Annotated in this window: 18 protein-coding genes; 8 read left to right on the top strand and 10 right to left on the bottom strand. The window is 64.6% G+C overall.

Going from position 1 to position 19,116, the window contains the following annotated elements; all coding sequences use genetic code 11:
• Positions 1–5: 5 nt before the first annotated feature.
• From HU230_RS21845 to HU230_RS21820, 6 genes are read right to left on the bottom strand one after another with little or no spacing between them, the layout of a single operon-like run.
• Entirely contained in the window at positions 6–401 is a 396-nt protein-coding gene (locus HU230_RS21845) for a hypothetical protein (protein WP_176529904.1), read from the bottom strand.
• Between the two features lie 23 nt (positions 402–424).
• A complete protein-coding gene (locus tag HU230_RS21840) occupies positions 425–619 on the bottom strand; it encodes a hypothetical protein (RefSeq protein WP_176529905.1) in 195 nt (64 codons plus the stop codon).
• A gap of 27 nt (positions 620–646) precedes the next feature.
• Positions 647–1,240, bottom strand: coding sequence for a 3-phenylpropionate/cinnamic acid dioxygenase subunit beta (locus tag HU230_RS21835; RefSeq protein WP_176529906.1), 594 nt, complete (start codon positions 1,238–1,240; stop codon positions 647–649).
• 30 nt (positions 1,241–1,270) lie between these two features.
• Positions 1,271–2,077, bottom strand: a complete 807-nt coding sequence (locus HU230_RS21830; protein ID WP_176529907.1) for an SDR family NAD(P)-dependent oxidoreductase — start codon at positions 2,075–2,077, stop codon at positions 1,271–1,273.
• Entirely contained in the window at positions 2,074–3,423 is a 1,350-nt protein-coding gene (locus HU230_RS21825; protein ID WP_176529908.1) for an aromatic ring-hydroxylating oxygenase subunit alpha, read from the bottom strand. Before HU230_RS21825 ends, HU230_RS21830 begins: the two co-directional genes overlap by 4 nt.
• Before the next feature lie 58 nt (positions 3,424–3,481).
• Complete coding sequence (locus tag HU230_RS21820) at positions 3,482–4,711, bottom strand: ABC transporter substrate-binding protein (protein ID WP_176534923.1); 1,230 nt, start codon at positions 4,709–4,711, stop codon at positions 3,482–3,484.
• A 128-nt stretch (positions 4,712–4,839) separates the two neighbouring features.
• On the opposite strand from HU230_RS21820, the gene HU230_RS21815 reads away from it, so the two are divergent.
• Both HU230_RS21815 and HU230_RS21810 read left to right on the top strand, forming a co-directional pair.
• Positions 4,840–5,649, top strand: a complete 810-nt coding sequence (locus HU230_RS21815) for an IclR family transcriptional regulator (protein ID WP_176529909.1) — start codon at positions 4,840–4,842, stop codon at positions 5,647–5,649.
• Positions 5,650–6,027: 378 nt separating this feature from the next.
• Positions 6,028–9,801: a C2 family cysteine protease gene (locus HU230_RS21810; protein ID WP_176529910.1), complete on the top strand. Its 3,774-nt coding sequence runs from the start codon at positions 6,028–6,030 to the stop codon at positions 9,799–9,801.
• Between the two features lie 33 nt (positions 9,802–9,834).
• On the opposite strand, the gene HU230_RS21805 is transcribed toward HU230_RS21810, so the two are convergent.
• Positions 9,835–10,839 (bottom strand): ketopantoate reductase family protein, encoded by a 1,005-nt coding sequence (locus tag HU230_RS21805; RefSeq protein ID WP_224943434.1) that lies wholly within the window; start codon positions 10,837–10,839, stop codon positions 9,835–9,837.
• Positions 10,840–10,964: 125 nt separating this feature from the next.
• On the opposite strand from HU230_RS21805, the gene HU230_RS21800 reads away from it, so the two are divergent.
• Positions 10,965–11,780: an ABC transporter ATP-binding protein gene (locus tag HU230_RS21800; RefSeq protein WP_176529911.1), complete on the top strand. Its 816-nt coding sequence runs from the start codon at positions 10,965–10,967 to the stop codon at positions 11,778–11,780.
• Complete coding sequence (locus HU230_RS21795) at positions 11,780–12,565, top strand: ABC transporter permease (RefSeq protein ID WP_176529912.1); 786 nt, start codon at positions 11,780–11,782, stop codon at positions 12,563–12,565. Before HU230_RS21800 ends, HU230_RS21795 begins: the two co-directional genes overlap by 1 nt.
• Here the strand turns inward: HU230_RS21795 and HU230_RS21790 are convergent.
• A complete protein-coding gene (locus HU230_RS21790) occupies positions 12,562–13,404 on the bottom strand; it encodes a helix-turn-helix transcriptional regulator (RefSeq protein WP_176529913.1) in 843 nt (280 codons plus the stop codon). The genes HU230_RS21795 and HU230_RS21790 overlap by 4 nt on opposite strands.
• 92 nt (positions 13,405–13,496) lie before the next feature.
• Here HU230_RS21790 and HU230_RS21785 point away from each other — a divergent pair, with 92 nt between their 5' ends.
• Together HU230_RS21785 and HU230_RS21780 are read left to right on the top strand one after the other, a co-directional pair.
• On the top strand, positions 13,497–14,387 hold the full coding sequence (locus HU230_RS21785; RefSeq protein ID WP_176529914.1) for an SDR family oxidoreductase: 891 nt from the start codon (positions 13,497–13,499) through the stop codon (positions 14,385–14,387).
• A 34-nt stretch (positions 14,388–14,421) separates the two neighbouring features.
• Complete coding sequence (locus HU230_RS21780) at positions 14,422–15,132, top strand: SDR family oxidoreductase (RefSeq protein ID WP_210284199.1); 711 nt, start codon at positions 14,422–14,424, stop codon at positions 15,130–15,132.
• 3 nt (positions 15,133–15,135) lie between these two features.
• Here the strand turns inward: HU230_RS21780 and HU230_RS21775 are convergent, their stop codons facing one another.
• Positions 15,136–16,461: a 4Fe-4S binding protein gene (locus tag HU230_RS21775; RefSeq protein ID WP_176529916.1), complete on the bottom strand. Its 1,326-nt coding sequence runs from the start codon at positions 16,459–16,461 to the stop codon at positions 15,136–15,138.
• Positions 16,462–16,679: 218 nt separating this feature from the next.
• Positions 16,680–17,129 carry a cupin domain-containing protein gene (locus tag HU230_RS21770; RefSeq protein ID WP_176529917.1) on the bottom strand — a complete coding sequence of 150 codons (450 nt, stop codon included), beginning with the start codon at positions 17,127–17,129 and terminating at the stop codon, positions 16,680–16,682.
• A gap of 167 nt (positions 17,130–17,296) precedes the next feature.
• On the opposite strand from HU230_RS21770, the gene HU230_RS21765 reads away from it, so the two are divergent.
• Together HU230_RS21765 and HU230_RS21760 are read left to right on the top strand one after the other, a co-directional pair.
• Positions 17,297–18,322, top strand: a complete 1,026-nt coding sequence (locus tag HU230_RS21765; protein WP_176529918.1) for an ABC transporter substrate-binding protein — start codon at positions 17,297–17,299, stop codon at positions 18,320–18,322.
• 42 nt (positions 18,323–18,364) lie between these two features.
• Positions 18,365–19,066 (top strand): NUDIX hydrolase, encoded by a 702-nt coding sequence (locus HU230_RS21760; RefSeq protein ID WP_176529919.1) that lies wholly within the window; start codon positions 18,365–18,367, stop codon positions 19,064–19,066.
• The last annotated feature ends 50 nt before the right edge of the window (positions 19,067–19,116 follow it).

Raw genomic sequence — 19,116 nt, 5'->3', positions numbered from 1 at the left:
CGCCGCTATCTGCGCGTGACAAGGAAGTCATCGGTGAACTCGCCGCGCGAGACCTTGACCGGGATTTCGCCCTCGCTGCCGATCTCGACGAACTCCGAGCCGGACTTGTTATCCTCAGGCGTCAGGAGTTCGATGCGCTCGGCGATCCGCTCCGCCTGCCAATCCGTCAGCTTCCAGGCAAACCGTCCGCCGAGATCGCGCATGCCGAATTCCTCGTCGGCGGGCGCCAGCACCAGCTCGTTGCGCGAGACCGCGCCGGGAATACGCTCCGCCACGGCAACGGCCTGCGGGTTCTCGGCAAAGCGCCGCAACAGCCTTGCCAGCGCGGCAAGATCGGCGGCCTCGCCGAGGAACAGAAAAAGCGGATGGAAATCGCTCGGCATGTATTCAAATCGCAGCATGATCGATGGTCCGTTGGCTGGAACTAGTCGCTGAGAACCTCGACGACGTCCTGGGCATGGCAAAGCTCCACCGTGCCGACATCGCCCGGACGGGCAGGGGACTCCAGATAGCGCACCTGCAGCCACTGGCCGTCGTCCATGTTCTCCACCACCTCGGCGACGACGCCCGCCTCCAGTTTGAGCCGCGTCCCCACCTTGATCGCCGTCACGTCAATCATCGCTACCCCTGCTACCCTAGGCCACGCTCAGAAGAACGTGGTGAGATTTTTGGCCAGCAGGATATTCTGTTCAAGCAATATCTCGCGCCTCGCGATCTTCCAGCCGTTGTCGGTCAGGCGCAGCGTGTCGTTGCGGCGGCCGACGAAGATGTAGGTCTCGTACTCGACGCGGTTCTGATAGACGAGGAAGCGGCTGGTGACATCGAGCTCGCGCGCCGCGCCGATATCCGGCCGCGCGCCCTTGATCTGCACGTTGCTGACCATGTGCGTGATCCGCGACAGCGGCTCTTCCGCGTAATGCACGCCGGTCAGGATCTGTTCGACCCGTTTGGTCAACGTCCATTTGTCCTCGTCGAACCAGCTGATGCCTTCGCCGCGTTTGGTGTTTTCGCGTGTGGCCTGCTGGCCGAACTTCACATTGCGCCGGATCGGCATGAAGTAGCTGACGTCCTCGGCGAGCAGCTCAAGCCAGTCGCGGAAGCGCCGGTCATCGAGCAGGTCGGCCTCGTGGTAGTAGAAATCCTCGACATCGGCCTTCAGGCGGTAATAGGCCGCCGATCGTTCGATCGCGGCGCCGGCAAGGTGCGCTTGCTTGTCGTGATCCTGAACACTCGTCGTCATCGGTATCTCCTCTTCAGGGATCGCGGGTTGTCAGGTTGCCGGAGCGGGCGGAATCGGTCCGCCTTGTTGCGCGAAGCAGCCGACGTCGATCACGGTGCCGGACAGCGTTTCGGCTTCCGGCGACAGCAGGAAGGCCACGACATTGGCGATGTCGTCGCCGCTAGCGACACGGCCCGCGGCGGTGCCGGGCGCGCCCTTGCCGAAGCGCGCGGCGTCGCCGCCGACCCGGCCAAGGCTCATGCCGCTGACGATGCCGCCGCCACCGGGGATCACGGTGTTGACGCGGATGCGCTGGTGGAAGAAGTCGTAGGCCATCGCCGCGCTCAACGCGACAACGCCGCCCTTGCTCGCGCTGTAGACCGCCATGTTCGGCTTGCCCCAGCCGGCGCCGGATCCGATGTTGACGATCGAGCCGCCGCCCTGCGCGATCATGTGGGGGATTGCCGCGCGACTGGTGAGATACGGTCCCTTCAGATTGACGGCGATAATGCGATCGAACAGCGCCTCGTCGGTGTCGAGCACGGTGCCGAGCGGACCGATCGCGGCGTTGTTGACGACGCCGTCGATGCGGCCGAACCGCGCCATGGCCTGTGCGACCACTCTGCCGACATCGCCCGATTGCGACACATCGGCTTCCATCAATTCGGCAGAGAGGCCTTCGCGATCGAGCTCTTGGCGCAGGGCCGGAATGGCGTTCTGTGCGGTGCTCGAGACCTGTGGCGCCTCGAGGCCGAACGCCACCACCGCATGGCCGCGGCGGGCGAGGCCGAGGGTGATCGCGCGGCCGATGCCGAAGGTGCCCCCGCTGACGAGGACGGTTTTTCGGGGCGCGGTCATTCTGCGGCCTCCCGGCTGCCCGCGGGGGATCCAAGCAACTCGTGCCAGTCGCCGCCCTGCATGTAGGTGGTCCAGCGGCGGTAGAAGCCGCGCGCGATCTGCTCGGTGACTTGCGTGGAGACATCGCCGCCGAGCGGATGATCGGTGACGTAGGCGCCCATCGACTGCTGATAGTTGAAGGGATAGCGCCGCGCGACCGTGCCGGTGCTCGCGGCGGTCGCATAGAGCCAGTTCTCCATGTCGTCCTGCTCGGTCATGCCGGCCGGGCCGGAGTAGCGCATGTAGTAGTGGCGCAGATAGTCCTTGGCTTCCTGTGGCGCGTCCTTGTCGACCAGGAAGAAGCGCCAGCCTTCGGTCGAGGTCGGGCTGTGCGGATGCCAGGCGCAAAGTCCGCGCGGCTGGCGACCGTGATAGGAGGTGTTGGGGAAGATCGTGCCGACGAAGGGCAGCAGCCGCGCGCCTTCGCCGAGCCGCCGCTTGCGCTCCTCGAAGCAGTGCCGGAAGTATTGTTCGAGGATCGGGTTGTCGAGGAAGGACTCGATATATTCGTTGGCCTCCGGCTGGATCGCGCTGTGTACGCCGTGGCCTCCCGGAAAACTGATCCAGACGTGCTGTGCCTTCTCCAGTTCGTCGTCGCGGCGGCCCTTCTTGCCGGCCGCGGCGCTCGGCCCGATGCCGATCAGATCGACCGAGCGGTGGCTCGGATTGTGATAGGTGTCGCCGAGGAAATTCTCGGCGGCGAATTTCCAATTGGCCGGGAATACCCATTTGTGGACGCCGATCACCTCGGAGCCGCCCTCGCGGCCGTCGCGGCAGTCGAGCGCCTGGTCGAGGTGGATCCTGGCATCGCCGAGATAGGTGATGAAGTCGGGCGCATCCTTGTCCCAGGTCGCCCAGATCGAGCCCTTGTAGTTGCAGAGCTTCGCCACCGAGACCAGCGAGTTGGCCTCGCGGTCGAGCACGCCGTCATAGAGCGTCCGGTGCAGCGGAACACCCTGCAGCTTGCCGTCTGTGGTGTAGGTCCAGCTGTGATACGGGCAGGTGAACAGCGAGGTGTTGCCCTGCTCGTAGCGGCACACCTTCATGCCGCGGTGCCGGCACGAATTCAGGAAGACGTGGATCTCGCCCTTCTTGTCGCGGCAGAGGATGACGGATTCCTCGCCCATCCGCGAGGTGTAGAAGTCGCCGGGATTGGGCACGAGGCTTTCGTGCCCGACCAGCAGCCAGGCGCGCGTGAAGACCTTGTCGAGTTCCTGCCGGTAGATGTCGGCGTCCACGAAGATCTCGCGGCTGATGAAGCCACCCTTGACGTCAACAAGTTGATCGAAATCGTTGCGAAGCGGCATCGGCTCCTCCTTAGTTCTTGCATGCGCGACCGTGCGTCGCGGCGAATGGTGGTGCGTCCTATTTGTCAAGCTTGCAGCCGCCCGTTCCCTCGGGGCGGAACGCCTTGTCGCCGGGAATGACCGCGATCTTCTGGTAGTAATCCCACGGATATTTGCTCTCGTCCGGCTTCTTCACGCGATAAAGCGACAGGTCGTAGACGACGCGGCCGTCTTTGCGGATGTGCGCGGGGCGGCCGAAGAAATCGACCGGCAGCTTGCGCATCTCGGCATTCACCGCCTTGGCCTCGTCGCTGCCGCCGGCCTCGATCGCCTTCAGATAATGCCGCACGGCGGCGTAGGTCGCGGCCTGCAGCTTGGTCGGCTCGCGCTTCTCGATCTCGATGAAGCGCTTGGCGAAGGCGCGGGTGCCGTCGTCGTCATCCCAATAATATTGGGACGCGATGTACATGCCCTGCGCATCGCGCAGGCCGATCGAATGGACGTCGGAGATGAAGGTCAGCATGCCGACGATGGTTTGCCCACCCTGTTGCAGGCCGAATTCGTGGGTCTGCTTGACCGCGTTGACGGTGTCGGCACCGGTGCCGGCCAGTGCCACCACCTTGGCGCCGGAATTCTGCGCCGCCAGCAGGAAGGACGAGAAGTCGGTGGTGTTGAAGGGATAGCGTACCGCGCCGACGACCTTGCCGCCGGCATCGGTCACCGCGCGCGAAGCATCCTTCACCATGGCGGTGCCGAACGAATAGTCGACCGCAACGAAGAACCATTCCTTGCCGACGCGGCGGCTCAGCTCGCCGACCAGTCCGGCCGACAGTGCGTAGGTGTCGTCGGCCCAATGCGTGATGACGGGCGAGCATTTGTCGCCGGTCAAATCGGAGGTCGCGGCGCCCGAGACCAGCGCGGTCCGGTTACTCTGCGTTGCGAGCCCGGCGACGGCGAGGCCGACCGAGCTGACCGCAAGGTCGGTCACCGCGTCGACGTGCTCGACGTCGAACCATTGCCGCGCGATCCCGACTGCGACGTCGGGCTTGTTCTGGTGATCGGCCGAGATGATCTCGATCGGCTTGCCCAGCACCTTGTTGTGAAAATCCGCAGCGGCAAGCCTGGCGGCGGTCACCGAGCCCGGCCCGCCGAGATCGCGGCCGCTGCCGTAATCGCCCAGGACCGCAATCCGCACCACGCCGTCGGAGATGCCCGAGCCATCGGGCGCGGCATATGCCAGCGACGTCGAGAGCATCAGCACGGCGATCGCGAACCAGCTGTGCGTGGCGTCTGTCTGAAGCAATTCCAATCCTCCCGTCATTTTTGTATGTCCATCTGATGGACATCGTTCTCATAATTTGAGATAGTATCCGGGCGGGCCGATTGGTCAAGCGCGCTGGATGCAGCGCGCCCTGCCGAAATTGCGGATGTGGACGGATGGCGAAGAAGCCGAAGGCGGAAGCTCACGACGCGGAGCAGGGGGTGTCAGGCGTGCGCGCGGTCGACCGCGCGATCGCGATTCTGCAATGTTTCACCCCCGATCAGCCGGCGATGAGCGTGATCGAGATCCAGAAGCGCGTCGGGCTGAGCCGGCCGACGCTCTATCGTCTGCTGCAGACGCTGGCGCAGCGCGACCTGATCCAGGCCGAAGGCGATCCTCAGCGCTTCCGGCTGTCCCATGGCGTGATGAAACTGTCCCATGTCTGGCTGACCGGGCTCGAGGTCGTCGCGATCGCACGCCCGGTCGTCGAAGGCCTGCGCGAGGCGACCGGCGAGACCGCCGCGCTGTTCCGCGTGCAGGAGGATCGCGGCATCTGCATCCTCGAATGCCAGAGCCGTCACGTGCTCTCGATCAGCCGCGGCGTCGGCGACAGTTTGAGCCTGACCCGCGGCTCGACCGGCAAGGCGATGCTGGCCTTCATGGACCCGACGCGGCAGGCCGAGCTCCTCGCCACCATACCGAACAGCGCCGACCGTGCGCGGCTGGAGGAAGCCCTGGCATTTGCGCGGCGCAACGGCTATGCGACCAGCCACAGCGAGATCTTCGCCGGCACGGTCGCGGTCTCCGCGCCCTGCTTCGATCACCGCGGCGACGTCGTCGGTTCGGTCGGCCTCTACGGACCCGGCGCGCGCATCGACGAGCAGAAGCTGCTGGAATTTTCAAAGCTGGTGCGTGAAGCCGGCCGGCAGATTTCAGTTCTGCTGGGATTTCAGGGGGCCGAGCCGGCTGCTTCCGAACGCGCGTGATGCGATCGGGCCGGCGGCGCTCGGCCATCCCTTCACGCTGCGCGCGCCAGGGCATCGAAGCGACGGCGCTCTGCAGGGAACCCGGACCAGGTTCGGCTTCCCTGGGGACCCGGCGCGGTGGTCGGGGCCAAACCCTGCCGCGATCCCGGGTGGTCGGCGGCGCATCAGGCAGACGTTAACGAATCTTCACGATCATGCGAGCCGCTTTGGCTTTTGGCAGCGGTCGGCAAGATCGACACGCGTCCCGAATTCGTTCACAACTATGGCGATAATTACGCAATCTATTGCCGGATTCGTCGCGACGGGACGCGCGCAACCTCGCCAGGACAGGCTTGGCCGACAGCAATCATTTTGCGTCAAGACTTGCGAAGGAATTCCATGACGGCAAGCTGGGTCAATTCACTGGTCGACAGCGGCATCAAGTCCGACATGCTCAACTTTGCCGCGGACGGCGTCTTCACCGACGCTGAAGCCATCCAGTTGCTGGCGGACGTGGCCAATCGAGGGAGTGTCACCGCGAATGAGCTGAACTCGCTGCAGCTGATTGCGGCCAATCTGAACAGCGGCCTCTCCACATCGGATTATGTCTCCCATCTTTTCGTTCAGCTCGTTGATGGGAATCCGGCCAACGCCACCTGGACAGGGGGCGGCACTGCTCACATCACGCTCGGCAATCTGCAGGTTGGCACGACGTCGACGCAGATGTCTGAACTGATCGGAAAGTGGTTCCAGGGGACCGATCTTCCGGACCCGACTTTGCCGCCCGATGCAGGCGGGAGCGGCTGGACATTGCAGGGCTACAGCGCGGTTACCGGACCGTTGTATTCTTCGACGGGCGCGGCCACCGTCAACGACATCTGTCAGGGAGCAGACGGCGATTGCGAACTGATGTCGGGATTGATCGATGTCGTCGTCTTTCACCCTCAGGTCATGAGCTCCATGATCGTGGACAATGGAAACGGCACCTATGGCGTGCGCTTCTATGTCAATGGTCAGGAGACATGGGAGACCGTCAATGACGAGTTTCCAGTCGTCAGTGGCACCGAACTTGACTATGGCCACAACTATAATGAGCAGCCCACTGCAATGTGGGTTGCGTTGGTGGAGAAGGCCTACGCGCAGCTCAGTGCAACGGGGCAGATCGGGCACCCGGCGGTCAACAGCTACAACAACATTTCCGCGGACCCTCCGACAGACGTCCTGGAGAATCTGACCGACGCGACGAGCGTCAACTATTATCTGAGCAGTTCATCCTCCTGGTACAGCAACAAGTCCGTCTATATCGCAGCGCTCTCCAACCACGACGATGTCATCCTGGAGATTCCCTCAACGTCTCCGTACACGTACGACAGTGCCGGAAATATCCAGCTGGTCCCGGACCATGCTTTCGGAGTCGTCGGCTATGACAGTGCGACGGGCAATTTCATCGTTCGTAATCCATGGGGAAATAGCTATTCCGGCCAGAACTGGGATGTACAATTTGAAGTCTCGCTGACACAGATCGCCAGCGAGGGCGGCGACTTCGTCATCGACAATTCCGGCGCGGTCGACGTCGCGCCCACGGTGGTCGCGTCAAACATAACCGGCCGCGTGCAAACCTCGATTGCAGCGTCGTCCATGTTCTATGTGACGGGCGGTACTCTGCCCATCATCGAATATGCGCTTTGGGACTCCACCGGTAACGGGCACTTCACCGTGGGCGGGGTGGCGCAGGCGAACGGGGTCGAGATCGACGTCGCTGCCTCACAGTGGTCCAGCATTGCCTATCAGTTCGGTCCCGCGAGCGACCAGCTGTGGGTGGAGGCGTTCAACGGCGTATTCTGGAGCGCCTGGAGCGAATTTACGGCAACCCCTGAAGGGCCCGTGGTGACGGCCGCAAACGTGACGGCAACGCACGGCCAGAGCTTTGCCGTCTCCTCGCTGTTCACCTATTACGATCCGTTCGGCCTCGCAGCGACCCAATACGATGTCTGGGACAGCGGCACCGGTGGCGGCCACTTCGTCCTGAACGGGGTGGCGCTTGCCGCCAATCAGAACAACTACATCACGGCCGCGCAGCTGTCGTCATTGACCTATCAATCCGGCTCCGGCGCGGACACGCTCTGGATCCGGGCCAACGACAGCACGGTGTGGGGCCAATGGTCGGCTGCTTTCACCGTCACCGCGCCGGTCGACAGCGGTCCCGTTGAGGCGGTATCGAACATTGTCGCGGCTCATGGCCAGAGTTATGCGGCCTCGTCCTTGTTCACCTACAGCGATCCGTTCAACAGTCCTGCGACGCAATATGACGTCTGGGACAAGGGAACAGGCGGCGGCCACTTCGTTCTGAACGGGGTGGCGCTTGCCGCCAACCAGGACAACTACATCACGCCCGCCCAACTGGCGTCGTTGAGCTATCAATCGGGCTCCGGCATCGACACGCTCTGGATCCGCGCCAATGACGGCACCGTGTGGGGAGCGTGGTCGAGCCCCTTCACCGTCAATGCTCCGGTCGACAGCGGGCCCGTCGAGACGGTGTCGAACATCGTCGCGCCCCACGGCCAGAGCTATGCGGCTTCGTCGCTGTTCACCTACAGCGATCCGTTCAACAGCGCCGCGACCGTGTACGATGTCTGGGATAGCGGCACCGTCGGCGGGCACTTCCTCCTGAACGGCGTGGCGCTGCCCGCCAACCAGGACAATTACATCACGGCCGCCCAGCTGGCGTCGCTGACCTATCAATCGGGCTCCGGCATCGACACGCTCTGGATCCGCGCCAATGACGGCACGGTGTGGGGCGCGTGGTCGAGCGCGTTCACCGTCAATGCTCCCCTCGACAGCGGACCCGTTGAGACGGTGTCGAACATCGTCGCGACCCACGGCCAGAGCTATGCGGCCTCGTCGCTGTTCGCCTACAGCGATCCGTTCAACAGTGCTGCGACCCAATATGACGTCTGGGACACGGGCACAGGCGGCGGGCGCTTCCTTCTGAACGGGTCGGCGCTGTCGGCCAATCAGCACAACTACATCACGGCCGCGCAGCTGTCGTCATTGACCTATCAATCCGGCTCGGGGACCGACACGCTCTGGATCCGCGCCAATGACGGCACGGTGTGGGGAGCGTGGTCGAGCGCCTTCACCGTCAATGCTCCGGTTGACAGCGGGCCCGTTGAAGCGGTGTCGAGCATCGTTGCGGCTCACGGTCAGAGCTATGTGGTCTCGTCGCTGTTCACCTACAGCGATCCGTTCAACAGCGCCGCGACCCAATATGACGTCTGGGACACGGGCACAGGTGGCGGGCACTTTGCTTTGAGCGGGGTGGCGCTTGCGCCCAACCAGGACAATTACATCACGGCAGCCCAGCTGGCGTCGCTGAGCTATCAATCCGGCTCGGGCGCGGACACGCTGTGGGTCCGCGCGAACGACGGCACCGTCTGGGGATCATGGTCAAGCGCTTTCACCGTGACTGCGCCGGTGGACTCGGGTCCGGTGGTGACCCCGACCAATTCGAGCACGCTGTCCGTTCAGGGCCAGACGTTCTCGGTGTCCTCGCTCTTCACCTATTCGGATCCGTTCGGCAGTTCCGCGACATCATATGATGTCTGGAATAGCGGAGGCGGCAACGGCTACTTCACGCTGAACGGTGTTGCGCTCGGAGCAAATCAGGACAACGTCGTCGCGGCCTCGCAGCTCTCCCAGCTTGCGTATCATGTCGGGTCGGACACGGACACGCTCTGGATCAAGGCCAATGACGGGACCGTCTGGGGCGCCTGGTCCAGCGCCTTCACGATCAGCGATCCCTCGATCATTCCAGCCGGACAGACCCTCGAGCTTGCGTCGGCGAGCTCGGCGCAAATCTCCTTTGCATCAAGCTCCGGGACATTGAAGCTCGACGACCCCGCCGACTTCTCCGGCACCGTCGCGGGCATGACGGGAGCCGACGCGATCGATTTCGCCAATATCAGTTTTGCGGCCGGGCAAACCGTGGGCTTTGCCGGCAACACCGCAGGCGGATCGATCGCCGTCTCGGACGGCGTGCACGCCGCCAGCATCGCCTTGCTCGGAAACTACATGGCGTCCACCTTCGTCGCCGCGAGCGATGGACATGGCGGCACGAGCATCACGGTGCATCCGGATCAGGTCGCCACGCTTGCCCCGCCGCAACATGCCTGAGCGGGGCCGCTGCTCCGACGCGCGACCGCCTGCTTACGACGGCGTGCCCATCGCATAGGGCTTCAGCACGGCATAGAGGAATTCGTGCGTCGGGGTTGGCACGCCGAGCTTGCGGCCGAGCTCGACCACCTTGCCGTTCAGCCAGGGCAGTTCGAGCCGGTTGCCGCGCTCGAGATCGAGCGCCATCGAGGCCTTCATCGCCGGCGGCGCGTGGCCGATGAAGTCGAGCACTTTCGCAAGCGGGTCCGGCGGCAGCTTGATGCCGCTGGCGTGCGCGACGGCGATGGTCTCCTCGCAGGCCGACACGAACAACGGGCGCAGGTCGGGATCGTCGCGCAGCCTGCCGATCGGCTGGCGCGTGACCGCGGTCATCCCGGCATTGGTAGCGAGGCCAACGAACTTCATCCACAGCTCGGTGTTGATCTGCTCGCTCAGCGTGGCGTCGAAGCCGGCCTTCAGGCAGAGCGCGAGCAGCGCCTTGCCGCGCGGCGTGATGCGGCCGTCGAGCTCGCCGAAGATCATCCGCATGAAGGTGCCGACCTGGTTGATCACGCCGGGCTTGATGATCGAGGCGGAGATCTGCGCCACGCCGCCCATCACGGCGTCGCGGCCCAGGATCGGGATCAGCCGGTCGGGCGCGTCGATGCCGTTCTGCAGCGGGATCACCGCGGTGTCGGGACCGACCATCGGCTTGATGTGCTCGCCGGCGCTCTCGACGTCCCACAGCTTGACGCAGAACAGTACGATATCGACCGGGCCGACGCTTGCGGGGTCGTCGGTCGCTTGGGTCGGGACCAGATGGGTTTCGCCGCGGCCGCCCTGAACCTTCAGACCTTCGCTGCGCATGGCGACGAGGTGCGCGCCGCGCGCGATAAAGGTGACGTCGGCGCCGGCATGCGCCAGTGCCGCGCCAAAGCCGCCGCCGACGCCTCCGGCGCCTACCACTGCGATCCGCATGATTGTCTCCTTGTCCACGGCCTTGGCCGCAGCCTCGACGAAGTCGGTGCGATGCGCAACCCCGGTTGCGCAGTGCGCCACCCGGCCTCTCTGAAAATCGCGTGACCGCGGTCCCTCAGCACGCGTCCTGCGCCATCTTCCTGCGTTGAACTTGCCCGAGCGAACCGCTAAGCCATTTGCCTGATATTCGGGAGGAATGCGTGGCGATGACGGAGCCGACGGCGGTCGCGCTTGACGGTGCGACGGTGGCGTTTCGGTTGGCGGATGGACGCGTCTACACCGCGGTCGAGCGAGCCAATCTTTCGGTCGCGCACGGCGAGTTCGTGGCCATTGTCGGCCCGACCGGATGCGGAAAGTCGACGCTGCTCAATGTCACCGCGGGGCTGTTGAAACCGGCTGCCGGGGCGGCGCGGATTTTCGACAAGCCGCTCAGTGGCCTCAACCGCGACGCCGGTTATCTGTTCCAGGCGGATGCGCTGTTCCCGTGGAAGACCGCGATCGACAATGTCGCGATCGGGCTTGAGATCCGAGGTACGCCGCGCACGGATGCGCTCGCGCGCGCGCAGCAATGGCTGACCTCGGTCGGGCTCGGCGCCTTCGCCGGCCGCTATCCGCACATGTTGTCGGGCGGCCAGCGCAAGCGCGTCGCGCTCGCGCAGGTCCTGATCCGCGATCCGAAGATCCTGCTGATGGACGAGCCGTTCGGCCCGCTCGACGCCCAGACCCGGCAGATCATGGGCAATCTGCTGCTGGAATTGTGGACCGCCGACCGCAAGGCGGTGCTGTTCGTCACCCACGATCTCGAGGAGGCGATCGCGCTTGCCGACCGCGTCGTGATCATGTCGGCCGGGCCCAGCGCGCGCATCATCGGCGACTGGCGCATCACGCTGCCGCGGCCGCGCGATATCGCCGAAATCCGGATGGAGAAGGATTTCCATGCCCTGCACCGCGAGATCTGGGGCGTGCTGAAAGACGAGGTGATGAAGGGCTATGTGCAGTCGACGCAGGCGGGAGCAGCCTGATGTCACGCTTGACGTTGCTGTCCCTGCAGGTTCTGGTCGCCGTCGTCACACTGGCCTTGTGGCAGTTCTTTGCCACCGTGCCGGTTTTCGGCAAGATGCTGCTGCCGCCGTTCTTCTTCTCCAATCCGGTCGACGTCTTCAGCCAGATTGTAAAATGGTTCTCGACCGGTGTGATCTGGAAGCATCTTGCGATCACCTTGTGGGAATCCATCCTCGCCTTCGTGATCGGTTCGGCCGGCGGCATCCTGGTCGGCTTCTGGTTCGCGCGGCAGCCGCGCGTCGCCGCGGTGTTCGATCCCTATGTGAAGATGGTCAACGCGCTGCCGCGCGTGGTGCTGGCGCCGATCTTCGCGCTGTGGTTCGGGCTCGGCGTCTGGTCCAAGGTCGCGCTCGGCGTCACGCTGGTGTTCTTCATCATATTCTTCAACGTCTACCAGGGCGTCAAGGAAGTGCCGACCACGGTGCTCGACAACGGCCGCATGCTTGGCATGAACGAGCGGCAGCTGATGCGCCACGTCTACTGGCCCTCGGCGCTGTCCTGGATGTTCTCCTCGCTGCACACCTCGGTCGGCTTTGCCGTGGTCGGCGCGGTGGTCGGCGAATATCTCGGCTCCGCGGCCGGCCTCGGCTATCTGATCCAGCAGGCCGAGGGCGTGTTCGACGTCGCCGGCGTGTTCGCCGGCATGTTCGTGCTGTCGGCCTTCGTCATCCTGATCGACATGGCGGTGACTGTCGTGGAGAAGCGGCTGCTGGTCTGGCGGCCGGCGGCGGCGACGCGGGACTAGGGCACTACCGGTGCGGCATCCATCAGCCCGCGGATCTTCTCCGTCACCTCCGGGTCAACAGGATTGTAGACGATCATGCTGAGGTCGGACCGGCCATCGACCGCGAACGCTGAGTATTCGAATTTGACCGGGCCGAGGATCGGATGCCGGAGCTGCTTGACGCCCTGGCCATGGGTTCGCACGTCGTTGTCGCGCCACAGCGCCGCGAATTCCGGGCTGAGCCGGCAGAGCTCATCGACAAAAGGTTGCACTTCGGCGGCCGCGCCGGCGCGCATCGCGTCCACCCTGAAGGCGCCAACGACGAAGCGGGCCACGCTTGCCCAGTCTTGTTGCGCGGCGCGGACGCGCGGATCGAGGAACATGAAGCGCAGCACGTTGCGCTCGCGCGGCGGCAGCGATCCGTAGTCCGTCAGCATCACGGTCGCCGCCCGGTTCCAGGCGACGATGTCCCATGTCGCGGTCCTGATCACGGCGGGGCTCGGCAGCAACGCGTCGAGCACGCGCTGCAGCCGCGGCGTGACGCCTTCATTCTTCTGGTAGCGCACCTCGGGCGTGCGGCCGAGGCCGAGCAGGAACAGATGCTCGCGCTCGACCTCCGTCAGCATCAGTGCCCGCGCGATGCGGTCCAGCACATCGGCCGAGGGCGCACCGCCGCGGCCCTGTTCGAGCCAGGTGTACCAGGTCGCCGAGATGTTGGCGCGCTGCGCCACTTCCTCGCGGCGCAGGCCCGGCGTGCGTCGCCGCTCCGGCGGAAAGCCGAACGTCGCCGGATCGAGCTTGCTGCGGCGGTCCTTCAGGTAGGCGCCGAGCAGGTTCTCATGCGTGAGCGGTTCGCTCATCCTGTTAGCCATTATACCATGATAACGTCACTACTTTACCACGATAGCGCAGCGACCCAGATTTGTCGCCAGCAAAACCTGGAGACTTGCTGATGCGCGTGTTTGTCACTGGAGCCACCGGTTGGGTCGGCTCGGCTGTCGTGAATGATCTGATTGCCGCCGGCCATCGGGTGCTCGGCATGACCCGCTCCGACAAGGGTGCGGCAGCGCTCGCCGCCGCCGGCGCCGAGGTTCACTACGGAACGCTGGAAGATCTCGACAGCCTGAAGCGCGGCGCCGCGCAGGCGGATGCCGTGATCCATTGCGCCTTCAACCACGACTTCTCGAGGTTTGCGCAGAACTGCGCGGACGACCGGCGGGCGATCGAGACGCTCGGTGCCGTGCTCGAAGGCTCGAAGCGTCCGCTGATCACGACATCGGGCGTCGCGCGGGTGGCGCAGGGCCGCGTCGCGACCGAAGAGGATCCGCCGATTCCGGTCTCCGAGGCCTATCCGCGTGCGTCCGAGGCGACGACGATGGCGGTCGCATCGCGCGGCGTGCATGCCGCCGTGGTACGGCTGCCGCCCTCGGTGCATGGTCATGGCGACCACGGCTTCGTGCCGCGCCTCGTTGCCTTTGCGCGCGAGAAGGGCGCCTCTGTCTATATCGGTGAGGGACAGAATCGCTGGCCCGGCGTGCATCGGCTGGATGCGGCCCGTGTCTACCGGCTCGCGCTCGAGCCCGGCGTCGAAGGCGGCCCGTTCCATGCGGTCGCCGATGAGGGCGTGCCATTCAAGGCGATCGCCGAGGTCATCGCCCGCCGGCTCAACGTTCCGCTGGTGTCGAAGTCTTCAGAGGAGGCGGCCGAGCATTTCGGCATGTTCAGCCGGTTCGTCGCCTTCGATGTGCCGACCTCGAGCGCGCGGACGCGCGCCCGGCTCGACTGGCGGCCGCAGCAGCCCGGGCTGATCGCCGACATCGATCACCCCGCTTATTTCGCGTAGCTGCCGCGGAGGACGGACCATGACAGACGCCAAGATGTCGCTCGACGGCAAGCGCGTGATCGCAATCGGGGGATCGTCGGGGATCGGCTTTGCCGTCGCTGCGCTCGCGCGGGAGCAGGGCGCGGAGGTGGTGATTGCTTCCAGCAAGCCGGCCAATGTCGATGCGGCGGTCGCGCGGCTGCCGGGATCTGCGGGCATGACCGTCGATCTGCGCGACGAAGCCAGCGCGTCGCGCTTCTTCGATCGGGTCGGCGCCTTCGATCACCTCGCGATCACGGCGGGCGATCAGGGCCTCCCGGCGTTCGGTGCCACGCGTGATCTCGATCTCGTTGCAGCGCGCGAGGCTCTCACTCTTCGATTCTGGGGCTCGCTCGCGGCGGTCAAGCACGCCAGCCGCGTGATCGCTGCGAACGGATCGATCACGCTGACCGGTGGCCTGCTGGCACACCGCCCGCAAAAGGGGATGCCGTTTGTTACCGCGGCCGCGGGTGCCATGGAGAGCCTGGCCCGCGGCCTTGCCGTCGATCTTGCGCCGGTCCGCGTCAATGCCGTCTGCCCAGGGCTCATTCTCACCGAGCGCGTCAAGCAGATGCCGGAGGAGAGGGTGCGCGGCTACGTGGCAGGCTTGCCGTTACCGCGCGCCGCATCGCCGAGCGAGGCGGCCGCGGCTTATGTCTATCTGATGCTGAACAGCTACGTGACCGGGCAGATTCTTGCCGTGGATGGCGGTGGTCTGTTGGTGTGATCGTTAGAGCGGGAAGCACCGCATGTAGGCCGCGAACAATTTCTCGTCGCTGTAGCTCACCAGCTCCGAGGCAATCGCGTCGGCCAGTTCGAGGTCGCGGTTCTGGATGCGCAGCCATGCCTGGGTATCGGCGGTGATGATCAGCGCCGCGTCTCCGACATGTCGCCCCGGCACCACCTGCAGATCCTTGCCCTTGATCACGACGGTCATGTCCAGCGCGCTTGCCCCGGTGAAGCGCAGATGCGTCACGAAATCCAGACCGCGTGCCCTGCCGCGCTGAAATCCGAGCGACAGCGAGAAGATGTAGGCCTGGATGCTGCCGGTATGGCGGCCGGACGTGACATGCTGGACCTTCTTGTGCGGAAAGCGCCGCGTCACTGTGTCCTCGGCGTCGGTATCCGGGATTACGTAGACGAATTCGTCCTTGTCGATCAGCGGCTGCACCACCTCAGTGAAATGCGCGTCCCGATCATGCAGGAAGGGGCCGATCACGTCTTCGCCGGCCGGACAGGCCGAGATGCAATAGGCTGCCTTGTAGCCCGGCTTGAACGACAGCGATTGCCAGATGTTCAGCGTCTCGGTGCGGGGGACGCGCGCGCGATAATCCTTGGCGTCCTTGGAGTCCGCGACCTTCTCCACCCACTGCGTGAAGTTGCCGAGGAAGTCGTGATAATTGTGGGTGTGGCAGGACAGGAAATCGAAGCCGCCGTCCGGCTTGATGGCGCCGACCGGGCAGGCGGCCACGCACAGCTTGCACTCCAGGCAGGGATTGTAGTCGATCGGCTGGTCATAGGCGTCCACCTCGCATCCGAGCAGGACGGTGCCGAGCAGGACGAAGCTGCCGAATTTCGGGTGGATGATGCTGCGATGGATTCCCATCCGCCCGAGGCCTGCTTCCACCGCGATCGGCTTGTGCTGGACCATCATGATCCGGGGCAGGTCCATCTCCATCGGGAAGGCGGCGACTGAATTGCAGGCCGGGATACCGTGCTCGTCGAGCGCGCGAACGATGGCACGCGCGGTTTCGTTGACGTGATCGTAGGTGCCGTGGAATTCCTCGTTGGCGACCGAGCGCGAAGGCGAGCGCACCGGCTCGCGGTTCATGTGGCAGGCGATCGCAAGCAGGGTACGCGTCCGGCCATAGACCTTGCGGATGAAGTCGCGCTGCGGCGCGATGGCGGCGCGCTCGAACTCGATGATGCCGACGTCATCGGCGCCGCACTCGCGCGCGATCCGCTTGAGCAGTTCCGAAGAAACCGGGACGTCGTGAACGTGCTGGCTGCTGCGCGCGCGCACCGCCCTGACCGTAGGGTGATCGTCCAGGCTCATGGTTCGCTCTCTGTAAAATGACAATCATCATATTATGAAGCGAGCGGACGCGAGGCAAGTGAATTATCTGTCAATCGTCATGTAATGGAACCGGCTCTTGGGGGCGGGCGCAACGTCGTCATTGCGAGAAGCGAAGCGACGAAGCAATCCATCGGTCCGCACATGCCGAGAGATGGATTGCTTCGCTCCGCTCGCAACGACGCGGGAGGAAGCCGCCGTCAATCCAGCAGCTTGGTATCATCCGGCGCCTGCGGCGGCGTCTTGATCGCGATTGCCTTGATGGCGCGGCCGTTCGGCTTGGTGCCGCCATGCGGCGTGCCCTTCGGGATCACGATCAAATCGCCCGGCTTGACCGTCACTTCCTTGTCGCCGAGCCAGACCGTGCCGGTGCCTTCGAGCACGAATTGCATCTCATTGGTGTTGGGGTGCATGTGCTTCGGCACGTTACCGTCCTGGATCGAGACGGTGGCGCCGTCGGCCGCGACGAACATTTTCGAGCGGAAGCCGACCTTGTTGGCGTCGCCGAGCTTGTCGCCCTCCATCTCGCCGGTGTGGATGACCTGCGCCGTGATGCTCTCGGCAGCGAGCGCCGGCCGCAGCAGATGGGTGACGCCACAGCCGGCGGCGAAGGCAGCGGCGATCGACAGCGCGGTTGCAATACGATTCATGAAGACCTCCCTTGGTGTTTCCCTTGAAGCATTCTTGGTGCTTGTTCGGCGTTTTCCTGTATCCGCGATGCTATGCCGTGGCCGCAGGCTTGACCAGTAACCGGAAAGTCGCCTTCTCAAGGCAGGCTTGCTCCTCTATCTTGCCGGCCAGTCGAACGGAGGACGTCATGAACAAATGGCTTGGCAAGCTTGCCGGAATGCTGCTGGCGCTGACCCTGTCCACGGGCCTTGCCGCGGCGCAAAGCAAGATCACCATCGCGGTCGGGGGCGGCGCCTGCCTGTGCTATCTGCCCACCGTGCTGGCCAAGCAGCTTGGCGAATACGACAAGGCCGGGCTTGCGGTCGAACTGGTCGATCTCAAGGGCGGCTCGGATGCACTCAGGGCCGTGCTCGGCGGCAGCGCCGACGTCGTCTCCGGCTATTTCGACCACTGCGTCAATCTCGCGGCCAAGAAGCAGGAGCTGCAGGCCTTCGTGGTCTATGACCGCTATCCCGGCCTCGTGCTGGTGGTCTCGCCCAAGCACACCGGCGAGATCAATTCGATCAAGGATCTCGCCGGCAAGAAGGTCGGCGTCAGCGCGCCGGGCTCCTCGACCGACTTCTTCCTGAAATACATGCTGAAGAAGAACGGACTCGATCCCCAAGGCGCCGCCGTGATCGGCGTCGGCCTCGGCGCGACCGCGGTGGCCGCGATGGAGCAGGGCCAGATCGACGCTGCCGTGATGCTCGATCCCGCCGTCACCGTTCTGCAGGGCAGCCATTCCGATCTCAAGATCCTGAGCGACACCCGCACCCAGCACGACACGCTTGCGGTGTTCGGCGGCGAATATCCCGGCGGCGCGCTCTATTCGACCGCGGCCTGGGTCAACGGCCACGAGAAGGAGGTGCAGGCGCTGACCAATGCCATCATGGCGACGCTGGCCTGGATCCATTCGCACACCGCCGAAGACATCATGGCCAAGATGCCGGACGAGATCGTCGGAAAGGACAGGGCGCAGTATCTCGCAGCGCTGAAGAACACGATCCCGATGTATTCGGAGACCGGCAAGATGGATCCCAAGGGCGCGGAGGCCGTGCTCGCCGTGTTCAGCGAGGGCTCGCCTGAGGTCGCGAAGGCCGGGATCGACGTCACCAAGACCTACACCAACAAATATGTCGATCAGGTCAAGAAGACGACCGGAAGCGCGAAATAATTTGCGCGGAGATCATGCCGAAATGAATTTGCGGTGAGTGACATGTCGTCTCCGCTGATTTGTCGCGTCACCGCGCTCGACCTGGCGCTGCAGCGGCGTCCCTGGCCGTTCGCGGACGAGCGGCGCGGCGAGATCGACGCGCATTTCGCCGAGCAGCAGCGGCTCAACCCGAACCTGTGGAACGGCCGCGTCCTGCTCGGGCGCGATCCGGTCTTCGCCGGCGAGCGGCTCAGCGCGAGCTATTTCGAGACCGATTTCGCAAGCTTCCTCGCCTGGCGCGACTGGGGTTTTCCGGACAAGGAGATATTCAACGGCTTCGGCATGGGCGCGCTGCTCTCGAGCGACGGCGCCTTCGTGTGTGGGGTGATGGGCGAGCGGACGGCGAACGCCGGACGCATCTATTTCCCCTCCGGCACGCCCGATCTCGACGACATCAGCGTCGACACGGTCGATATCGCCGGCAGCGTGATGCGGGAGCTCGAGGAGGAGACCGGTCTTACCGCGGCAGATTGCCGCGCGGATGCCGATTGGCACTGCATCTACACCGGTGTCGCGCTCGCGATGATGCAGATCCTGCGCGTCGACATGCCCGCTGACACGCTACGTGCACGCATCGAATCCAATCTCGCGCGCCAGAAAAATCCCGAACTCGCCGGCATCCATCTGGTGCGCAGCCGCGCCGATCTCAATGCCGCGATGCCGCGCTTCGTCACCGCCTTCATCGAAACGCAGCTGCCGGCGTAGGGCACGTAGTCATAAGAGTCAGCTTCCGAGGGTGAAGTGGTCGTTGCCTG

Origin of the sequence: Bradyrhizobium quebecense (assembly GCF_013373795.3) — a bacterium.
Taxonomy (GTDB): Bacteria; Pseudomonadota; Alphaproteobacteria; order Rhizobiales; family Xanthobacteraceae; genus Bradyrhizobium; species Bradyrhizobium quebecense.
This window is presented reverse-complemented; position numbering and strand designations above follow the sequence as displayed.

Excerpts from the sequence above, each read along its gene's own strand:
- HU230_RS21840 (WP_176529905.1), bottom strand. The coding sequence starts at position 619 with ATGATTGACGTGACGGCGATCAAGGTGGGGACGCGGCTCAAACTGGAG.
- HU230_RS21775 (WP_176529916.1), bottom strand. The coding sequence starts at position 16,461 with ATGAGCCTGGACGATCACCCTACGGTCAGGGCGGTGCGCGCGCGCAGC.
- HU230_RS21800 (WP_176529911.1), top strand. The coding sequence starts at position 10,965 with ATGACGGAGCCGACGGCGGTCGCGCTTGACGGTGCGACGGTGGCGTTT.
- HU230_RS21845 (WP_176529904.1), bottom strand. The coding sequence starts at position 401 with ATGCTGCGATTTGAATACATGCCGAGCGATTTCCATCCGCTTTTTCTG.
- HU230_RS21790 (WP_176529913.1), bottom strand. The coding sequence starts at position 13,404 with ATGAGCGAACCGCTCACGCATGAGAACCTGCTCGGCGCCTACCTGAAG.
- HU230_RS21830 (WP_176529907.1), bottom strand. The coding sequence starts at position 2,077 with ATGACCGCGCCCCGAAAAACCGTCCTCGTCAGCGGGGGCACCTTCGGC.
- HU230_RS21765 (WP_176529918.1), top strand. The coding sequence starts at position 17,297 with ATGAACAAATGGCTTGGCAAGCTTGCCGGAATGCTGCTGGCGCTGACC.
- HU230_RS21835 (WP_176529906.1), bottom strand. The coding sequence starts at position 1,240 with ATGACGACGAGTGTTCAGGATCACGACAAGCAAGCGCACCTTGCCGGC.
- HU230_RS21770 (WP_176529917.1), bottom strand. The coding sequence starts at position 17,129 with ATGAATCGTATTGCAACCGCGCTGTCGATCGCCGCTGCCTTCGCCGCC.
- HU230_RS21760 (WP_176529919.1), top strand. The coding sequence starts at position 18,365 with ATGTCGTCTCCGCTGATTTGTCGCGTCACCGCGCTCGACCTGGCGCTG.
- HU230_RS21825 (WP_176529908.1), bottom strand. The coding sequence starts at position 3,423 with ATGCCGCTTCGCAACGATTTCGATCAACTTGTTGACGTCAAGGGTGGC.
- HU230_RS21785 (WP_176529914.1), top strand. The coding sequence starts at position 13,497 with ATGCGCGTGTTTGTCACTGGAGCCACCGGTTGGGTCGGCTCGGCTGTC.
- HU230_RS21810 (WP_176529910.1), top strand. The coding sequence starts at position 6,028 with ATGACGGCAAGCTGGGTCAATTCACTGGTCGACAGCGGCATCAAGTCC.
- HU230_RS21815 (WP_176529909.1), top strand. The coding sequence starts at position 4,840 with ATGGCGAAGAAGCCGAAGGCGGAAGCTCACGACGCGGAGCAGGGGGTG.
- HU230_RS21780 (WP_210284199.1), top strand. The coding sequence starts at position 14,422 with ATGTCGCTCGACGGCAAGCGCGTGATCGCAATCGGGGGATCGTCGGGG.
- HU230_RS21795 (WP_176529912.1), top strand. The coding sequence starts at position 11,780 with ATGTCACGCTTGACGTTGCTGTCCCTGCAGGTTCTGGTCGCCGTCGTC.